General features: G+C 58.5%; 10 protein-coding genes and 1 pseudogene. 10 read left to right on the top strand and 1 reads right to left on the bottom strand.

The window, feature by feature from the left end:
* A partial coding sequence (locus tag ACPLUI_RS08405) for a flagellar basal body rod C-terminal domain-containing protein (RefSeq protein WP_424659820.1) occupies positions 1-150 on the top strand: 150 nt, incomplete at its 5' end.
* Between the two features lie 15 nt (positions 151-165).
* Here ACPLUI_RS08405 and ACPLUI_RS08400 read toward each other — a convergent pair.
* On the bottom strand, positions 166-288 hold the full coding sequence (locus tag ACPLUI_RS08400; RefSeq protein WP_424659818.1) for a hypothetical protein: 123 nt from the start codon (positions 286-288) through the stop codon (positions 166-168).
* 120 nt (positions 289-408) lie between these two features.
* On the opposite strand from ACPLUI_RS08400, the gene ACPLUI_RS08395 reads away from it, so the two are divergent.
* From ACPLUI_RS08395 to ACPLUI_RS08355, 9 genes and pseudogenes are all read left to right on the top strand, one after another.
* Positions 409-894 (top strand): flagellar basal body-associated FliL family protein, encoded by a 486-nt coding sequence (locus ACPLUI_RS08395; RefSeq protein WP_424659817.1) that lies wholly within the window; start codon positions 409-411, stop codon positions 892-894.
* A gap of 57 nt (positions 895-951) precedes the next feature.
* Entirely contained in the window at positions 952-1,332 is a 381-nt protein-coding gene (fliN, locus tag ACPLUI_RS08390) for a flagellar motor switch protein FliN (RefSeq protein ID WP_424659816.1), read from the top strand.
* Positions 1,329-1,817 (top strand): flagellar biosynthetic protein FliO, encoded by a 489-nt coding sequence (gene fliO, locus ACPLUI_RS08385; protein WP_424659815.1) that lies wholly within the window; start codon positions 1,329-1,331, stop codon positions 1,815-1,817. The genes fliN and fliO overlap by 4 nt, the downstream gene beginning before the upstream one ends.
* A complete protein-coding gene (gene fliP / locus ACPLUI_RS08380) occupies positions 1,801-2,589 on the top strand; it encodes a flagellar type III secretion system pore protein FliP (protein WP_424659819.1) in 789 nt (262 codons plus the stop codon). Before fliO ends, fliP begins: the two co-directional genes overlap by 17 nt.
* Before the next feature lie 41 nt (positions 2,590-2,630).
* Complete coding sequence (fliQ, locus tag ACPLUI_RS08375) at positions 2,631-2,900, top strand: flagellar biosynthesis protein FliQ (RefSeq protein WP_424659814.1); 270 nt, start codon at positions 2,631-2,633, stop codon at positions 2,898-2,900.
* A 44-nt stretch (positions 2,901-2,944) separates the two neighbouring features.
* Positions 2,945-3,712 (top strand): flagellar biosynthetic protein FliR, encoded by a 768-nt coding sequence (gene fliR, locus ACPLUI_RS08370; protein WP_424659813.1) that lies wholly within the window; start codon positions 2,945-2,947, stop codon positions 3,710-3,712.
* Positions 3,713-3,764: 52 nt separating this feature from the next.
* A complete protein-coding gene (gene flhB, locus ACPLUI_RS08365) occupies positions 3,765-4,835 on the top strand; it encodes a flagellar biosynthesis protein FlhB (protein ID WP_424659812.1) in 1,071 nt (356 codons plus the stop codon).
* A 119-nt stretch (positions 4,836-4,954) separates the two neighbouring features.
* Positions 4,955-7,030, top strand: coding sequence for a flagellar biosynthesis protein FlhA (gene flhA / locus ACPLUI_RS08360; protein ID WP_424659811.1), 2,076 nt, complete (start codon positions 4,955-4,957; stop codon positions 7,028-7,030).
* Positions 7,027-7,587, top strand: a pseudogene (locus ACPLUI_RS08355) (hypothetical protein); the annotation flags it as partial. The gene flhA and the pseudogene ACPLUI_RS08355, both read left to right, overlap by 4 nt.

Below are 7,587 nucleotides of genomic sequence, written 5' to 3'. Positions count from 1 at the left end.
ATCGAGTCCGGCTACCTGGAGATGTCCAACGTGGACCTGACAGACGAGTTCACCAACATGATCACCACCCAGCGCGGCTACCAGGCCAGCGCCCGGGTCATCACCGTTTCCGACACCATGCTTGAGGAGCTGATCAACCTGAAGCGGTAGTAAAACCGGTATGCCTCAGGTGACACAACGTACCAGTTTGCAGGGGCAGCGGTCGTCCCGTGTGCACAGGTGCCGGGATCTCCTGGGTACGACCGCCCCCAGGTGAATATAGAAGAGCTGGTAATCAGTATCAAGCAACCGGCGGTACCCGGTTGATGACCGGCGACAAGCACACGGTTGCCGGATGCCGCCGCTAAAAATTCCGGCTGCCGGCACTCATACTTAAGAACCGGCGGCCATAAAAAGGGTGTTCTTAAAATGCCTGTCAACCCCAAAAAGCAAACCGGCGGGGAAAGTGAAAAGAAACGGGGTGGGCGCGGCCGCACCATCCTCATGGTCCTCCTGGCCATTATTATCGGCGGCGGGGCCACTTTCGGCGTTTTGTGGTTCTTCGGCCCGCTGTCCAGGCCGGTGCAGGCCACGCCCAAGGAGCGTCCCATGGAAACCCTGGACCTCGGGGACAGAGTAATCAACCTCGCCGACGAAGGTCCCAGCCACTACCTGCGGGTGCAGGTTGTACTGGAGTATCCCCGGGACAATAAAAAACTGGTCGAGGAAATTAAAGCCAAACAGCCCCTGCTTACCGAGGCGGTGCTGACCATTCTCCGCAGCAAAACGTCGGGTGAAGTGCTCCCGGTGAAAAACCAGGAAACCATTAAAAAACAAATTCTCGACTACATCAACGGCCAGCTCCTGCACGGTAAGGTGGAACGGCTGTATTTTACCGATTTCCTTGTGCAATGAGCTCCGAGTGCCTAACTCAAAACGACTTGTTAACTATTATGAAAGCAGGCGGTACCCGTGATTACCGAAGATGAAATCAAAGATATGATTGAGCGCATGGAAGGGCGGCCACCAAGGGTCAAAAAAGTAAGCTTCCCCCCTCTAACCGCCCCGGCGGGGGCTGACCGCCTGAAGATACCCATTGATTACCTGACCGACGTAAGTGTAACCATAACGGTGGAACTGGGAAACACGACCATGAAGGTGCGGGACATACTGCGTCTTTCCGAAGGCTCGGTGGTTGAACTGGACCGCCCGGCCGGCGAGACGGTGGAAGTGCTGATCAACGACCAGCCTTTTGCCCGGGGGGAAGTGGTGGTCCTGGGCGGCAACTTTGGTATCCGCATCGAAAGCATCCGTGAAGTAAGAAAAACACGTCCGGGTGGGGAAAAACAATGAGCAACGGCGACCTGTTCTGGGCGGTGTTGCAGCTGGCCGTGAGCCTGCCCCTGGTGGCCGGCCTGGCCTATCTGGCCGTACGCTACGGGCTGGGCCGCCGCCTGACCGTCAACCGGGGCAGGCACATGCGGGTGATCGAGCAGATACCACTGGGGCCGAAGGCCGCCTTGACTCTCGTGCAGGTGGGCCGGCGCTACTACCTGCTGGCCCAGCAGGACAGCAGTGTAACCCTGCTGCAGGAATTCGACCAGCTTCCGGAAGTACTGCCGTTTCCCGGGATGCCCACCGGGGACGGGCTCCGGGCGCCCTCATTCCGCCAGGACCTGTCTCTGGCCATTAACCGGCTTAAGGAACGGTTCACCGGTGAAAAACCTGCCGTGCCGGATAACGTGAATAAGTGTTTCTTTAACTTCCTTAACTTCTTTAACCGGCCTAAAAGCAATCTGGATGGACAAAAAGATGAAGATACTGCAGAAAAGAAATAACCGCAAAATCTCAAGCAAGCCCCTGTGGCCTTACAGCCTGCCGGCTCTGGTGTTACTGCTCGTCCTTGTATTGTACCCTACAGCAGGCCGGGCCCAGCCCCTGCCGGGCATCGACCTGCGGGTTACCCCCACGGAGAACCCGGCCCAGGTGGTGGACAGCGTCAAGCTGCTGGTCCTGCTCACAGTGCTTGCCCTGGCCCCGGGGCTCCTGATCATGGTTACCAGCTTCACCCGCATTGTGGTGGTCCTGTCCATCCTGCGGGGAGCCCTGGGCATCCAGCAAACGCCGCCCAACCAAGTGATTATCGGGCTGGCGCTATTTCTAACCTTCTTTGTCATGACACCGACCTTTCAGCAAATCAACCGGGACGCCCTGCAGCCCTATTTAAACAACCAGTTGACCCAGGAGCAGGCCTTTGAGGCCGCGGCCAAACCGCTGAAAGCATTTATGCTCAAGCAGACCCGGGAGAAGGACCTGGCTCTCTTTGTCAGCCTGGCCAAAATGCCCCGGCCGCGGAATGCCGACGACCTGCCCATCACGGTGGTCATCCCGGCTTTCGTGATCAGCGAACTAAAAACCGCCTTTCAAATGGGCTTTCTCCTGTATGTGCCCTTTCTGGTCATCGATATGGTGGTGGCCAGTGCCCTGATGTCCATGGGTATGTTCATGCTGCCACCGGTGATGATATCACTGCCCTTTAAACTGCTGCTTTTTGTGATGGTGGACGGCTGGTACCTGGTGGTCCGGTCCCTGGTGGAAAGCTTTCATTAGCAAAACGGCGGTCAACCGCCGGCCCAAAAGGGGGAAACACTGTGACCGATACCTTTGTAACCCAGATTGCCCGGGAAGCGTTGATGACGACCCTGATCCTTTCCCTGCCCACCCTGGCGGTTTCACTCCTGGTGGGGCTGGTGATCAGCATTCTCCAGGCCACCACCCAGGTACAGGAGCAGTCCCTGACCTTTGTGCCCAAGATCATAGCCGTCTTCCTGACGCTGGCCATCACCGCTCCGTGGATGATCCGGCTCATGACCACCTTTACCATGCAGCTGTTTAACCGGCTGCCCACTCTTACGGGGTAAGGCCCCATCCGGAAACGGTACGGCTGCAGGGGGGAAGAACCAGATTGCTCAACTATGAAGCAGTAGCAACTTTCATCTTAATCTTCATCCGGACCAGCGCTTTTTTAACGGCGGGACCCCTGTTTTTCTTCCCCGGCGTACCCCGGCCCTTCAAGGCCTTCATGGCTTTCGTGCTGGCCGTGGTGCTTTTCCCCGTGGTGCCGGGAGTAAAGGCGGATTTTCCGGGGGGGCTTCTGGGATTTGCTCTTGCGGCCGCCGGTGAAGCAGGCGTCGGTCTCGTCCTGGGTTTCACTGCCAGTCTGGTCTTCCAGAGCCTGGCCATGGCCGGACAGATCATGGACATCCAGATGGGCTTTTTTATGGCCAACCTTTTCGACCCGGCCATGGGCCACCAGGCTACGATAACTTCCCGTTTCCTGTACCTTCTGGGGATGGTGCTCTTTCTCATCCTGGACGGTCATCATGTACTCATTGCCGGCCTGGCCAGAAGTTACGAACTGGTACCCCTGACCGGTGCGGCCCTGAACGGAACCACCACACTGGCCGTGATCAAGATTTTTGCGCGCATGGTGGCGCTGGCCGTCCAGATTGCTGCCCCCGTGGTGGCGGTGGTGCTGATCATCGATATCTGCCTGGGGCTTTTGGGCCGCACCGCGCCGGAAATGAACATCTTCATGCTGGGGTTTCCGCTGAAGATCGCCATGGCCATCCTCACTCTAAGCGTGATGGTCCCGCTCTTCGGCGTGGTCTTCCGGGCCATGGTGCACATGATGGAACAGGACCTTTACACCGTAATCCGCGGATTAAGTTAATAAAAAGGTGCCAGGCACCACTTATTAACTTATTGGGGAGAGGGGATGGAGATTGGCCCACGGCGGCGGCGCCCAGCAGAAAACTGAAGCTCCAACCCCGAGGCGACTACAGGAAGCCAGGCGCAGGGGCCAGGTTCCGAAAAGCAGGGACTTCGCCGCGGCGGTAGTGCTCATGGCGGCTGTCATGCTGGCCTACCTCTTGAGAGGTCCGGCCATGGAAAACTGGCAGAAGGAGCTTACCTGGTATTTCAGCAACTGCCTGGCCTTTGATCTGGCACCCGAACACCTCCCCCGGCTAATTTACGATGTCACCCGGGGGGCGGTATGGATGTGCACACCGTTTTTTCTGGTGCTCACCGGTACAGCCCTGGCGGTACACCTGGTGCAGACAGGCTTTATTTTCTCTCCAGAGGTGATCAAACCAAACCTGGAGCGTCTGAACCCTGTAAGCGGCCTTTCCCGCATGTTCAGCCTGCGTACCCTGGTCGAGCTGGGTAAAAGCATGGTCAAAGTCACGGTTGTGGCCGGGGTCAGTTACCTGGTGGTCAAAGCACATATACCCGAACTGCTGCTGGTTTTTTACAGCACTCCCCGGGCAGCCTTCGCTACGGTAAGCGGCGTCCTTCTGGCGGCTACTGCAGCCGCAGGCAGTACCTTCCTGCTCCTGGCGGTAATTGACCTGTTCTACCAGCGGTGGGAATATATGCGCAGCATGCGCATGACCAAACAGGAGGTAAAGGATGAACTCAAACAAACCGAAGGAGATCCCACCATCAAAAGCTGGCAGAGACGCCGCCAGCGTCAGATACTGCTTAACCGCATCCGGCAGGAGGTACCCCGGGCTACGGTGGTAATCACCAACCCCACCCACCTGGCGGTAGCCCTGCGCTACGACGAAAAGGAAATGTCCGCTCCCCGGGTGGTGGCCAAAGGAGCCGGGGACCTGGCGCGCCGCATCCGGGAACTGGCCGCTGAACATAAAGTACCGGTCATCCATAATCCCGAAGTGGCCCGGGCCCTTTACCACCAGGTGGAAATCGGGCAGGAAATCCCGGTAGAACTCTACCAGGTCGTGGCGCAGATCCTGGCCCTGGTCTACCGCTTGAAAAAACGGCCGGTGTAAGTTAAGGAGGACGCAAATGTTTAGCCAAACCGCGGTGCTGTCGGCGCGAAGCACTGGAGTGAGCGAGGACAGCGCCGCACCCAACCGGGTTCACTGAACATTTACAGGAGGGACAAACCGTGCCCGCACCCGGCACAACCTTGAGAACACAGCTGAAGCGAAATACCGACCTGCTCATCGCCGGCCTGATCGTGGGCATCGTGCTGATGATCATCATACCCATGCCACCCAGGGTTCTGGACGTATTGCTTTCCATCAGTATCACCCTGGGGCTGGTGATCCTGCTGATTACCATGTTCACCACCGAACCCCTGCAGTTTTCCATTTTTCCGGCCCTCCTGCTGGTAACCACCCTGTACCGGCTGGCCCTGAACATCTCCTCCACACGGCTGATCCTTGGACAGGGCTACGCGGGCAACGTCATTGACGCCTTCGGGCACTTCGTAGCCGGAGGCAACTATGTGGTGGGCTTCATTGTTTTCATCATAATCACCGTGATCCAGTTTGTGGTAATCACCAGCGGCGCCGGGCGGGTGGCCGAGGTGGCCGCCAGGTTCACGCTGGATGCCATGCCCGGCAAGCAGATGAGCATCGACGCCGACTTCAACTCGGGGCTGATCACCGAGGCCGAGGCCCGGGAAAGGCGCAGGAGGTTGCAGCGGGAGGCTGATTTTTACGGCGCCATGGACGGCGCCAGCAAATTTGTGCGTGGGGACGCCATCGCGGGCATCATCATCACCCTGATCAACATCCTGGGGGGCATCGCCATCGGCACGCTACAGATGGGCATGCCCGTATCCGAAGCCCTGCGCACCTTCACCGTGTTGACCATCGGGGACGGGCTGGTGACCCAGGTCCCCTCGGTGCTTATTTCCACCGCTGCCGGCATCCTGGTAACCAGGGCCACTTCTGATGCCAGCTTCGGCACGGACATCTCCCGGCAGTTTACCGGTTTTCCCCGCATCCTCTACCTGGTGGCGGGGATCCTCTTCGTGCTGGGATGCATACCGGCCATGCCCAACGTGCTTTTCCTCATGTTGTCGGGGCTCAGTTTCCTCGCCGGGAGAAACCTGGTGCAGGAAAAGCAAAAGGAGGAGGCCCGCCGTCAGGAGGCCAGGGCCAGGCAGCAGATGCAGGAAACCCGCCGGGAACCGGAAAATGTAACCACATACTTCCAGGTGGACCCCCTGCAAATTGAAATCGGCTACAACCTTATACCCCTGACCGACGAGTCTCAGGGCGGGGACCTGCTGCACCGGCTGGCAGCGGTACGCCGGCAGTGTGCCATAGAAATGGGCATTTACGTGCGCCCCATCCGCATCCGGGACAACCTGCAGCTGGCACCAAACGCCTACGTCTTTAAAATCCGGGGGGAACAGACCGCCAGCGGGGAATTGATGCCCGGATACTACCTGGCGATGGACCCCACGGGCCAGGCTACGGACATACCGGGCATCCCCACCACCGAACCCACCTTCGGCCTGCCGGCCTGGTGGGTGCCGGCCGGTGAAAAGGAAAAGCTGGAGATGGCCGGGCTTACGGTAGTGGATCCTTCCACCGTTATGGTCACCCACCTGACGGAATTCATCAAGGTCCATGCCCACGAACTGCTGGGCCGCCAGGAAGTGAAGGAACTTCTGGAAGCCATCAAGGAAAAAGACCCCGCGGTGGTGGAAGAACTGGTCCCGGACCTTCTAACTCTGGGGGAAGTGCAGAAAGTGCTGCAAAATCTCCTGCGGGAAAGGGTACCCGTCAGAGACCTGGTGACCATTTGCGAAGCCCTGGCAGACGGCGCCCGCTTAAACCGGGATCACGATTTTCTTACCGAACACGTGCGCAGCCGTCTTGCCCGCACCATTAGCCGGCTCTACCTGACACCCGAAAACAAGCTGGCCGTGCTCACCCTGCATCCCCGGCTGGAGCAGACCATCACCGATTCCATCCAGCAGACCCAGATCGGGACCTACCCGGTGCTGGAACCCGGGCTGGCCAGAAAGGTCCTGGAAAAGTTGCAGGAGCAGGCCGAAAAAATGAGCCTGCGGGGCCTGACCCCCGTGGTGCTCTGCTCACCCAGGATAAGGTTACCCTTCCGGCGGTTGATTGAACGCAGCCTGCCGTCAGTAGCCGTGTTATCCCTCAACGAGATCGCACCCGGTATCGAAGTGGAAGTGGTTGGGACGGTGACTGTAGAGTGAAAATCAAAAAATATATCGTCAGGGAAATGCAGGAAGCCATGCGCCTGATCAAGGAGGACATGGGACCCGACGCGGTGATCATCGGCAGCTACCGCCTGCCCAGGAGGAGCATTTTTGATTTTTTCCGCCCGCCGCAGCTGGAAGTAACCGCGGCCCTGGACGAACTGCCTGCGGCTCCCACCACGGCGGAGCTACCTCCGGGGAGAACGCCTGGAGCTGAGCCTGTTTCCCCGCGAGAACTGGTAATTTCCGGAACGTTTGCTCCCCAGACTCCGCCCCCCGGGGTGCGGCGGACCCGGAGGGAAGGACTGATGCTCCCGGGAGGAAGCACTTTCAACAAAGATGTCCCTGAACAAATAATACCTCCCGTAGAAAAATCAGCCCGGGAACCGGAACAGGAAAAGGAGGAAAACAATCCCTCTTCCTTTAATATAATCCTGAGGCAACAGGAGGAAATCATGATGGACGGGGACGTTATTGAAAAATGGCGCCGGCGCCTGCTGGATATGGAAGTCCTGGAAGGAGTGGTGGAAGACCTTTTGAGCGGCCTCGCGGCC

Origin of the sequence: Desulfofundulus sp., from assembly GCF_049701015.1 — a bacterium.
GTDB lineage: Bacteria > Bacillota > Desulfotomaculia > Desulfotomaculales > Desulfovirgulaceae > Desulfofundulus.
The sequence above is the reverse complement of the archived record's forward strand: the minus strand, read 5'-3'. Positions and strand labels throughout refer to the sequence as shown.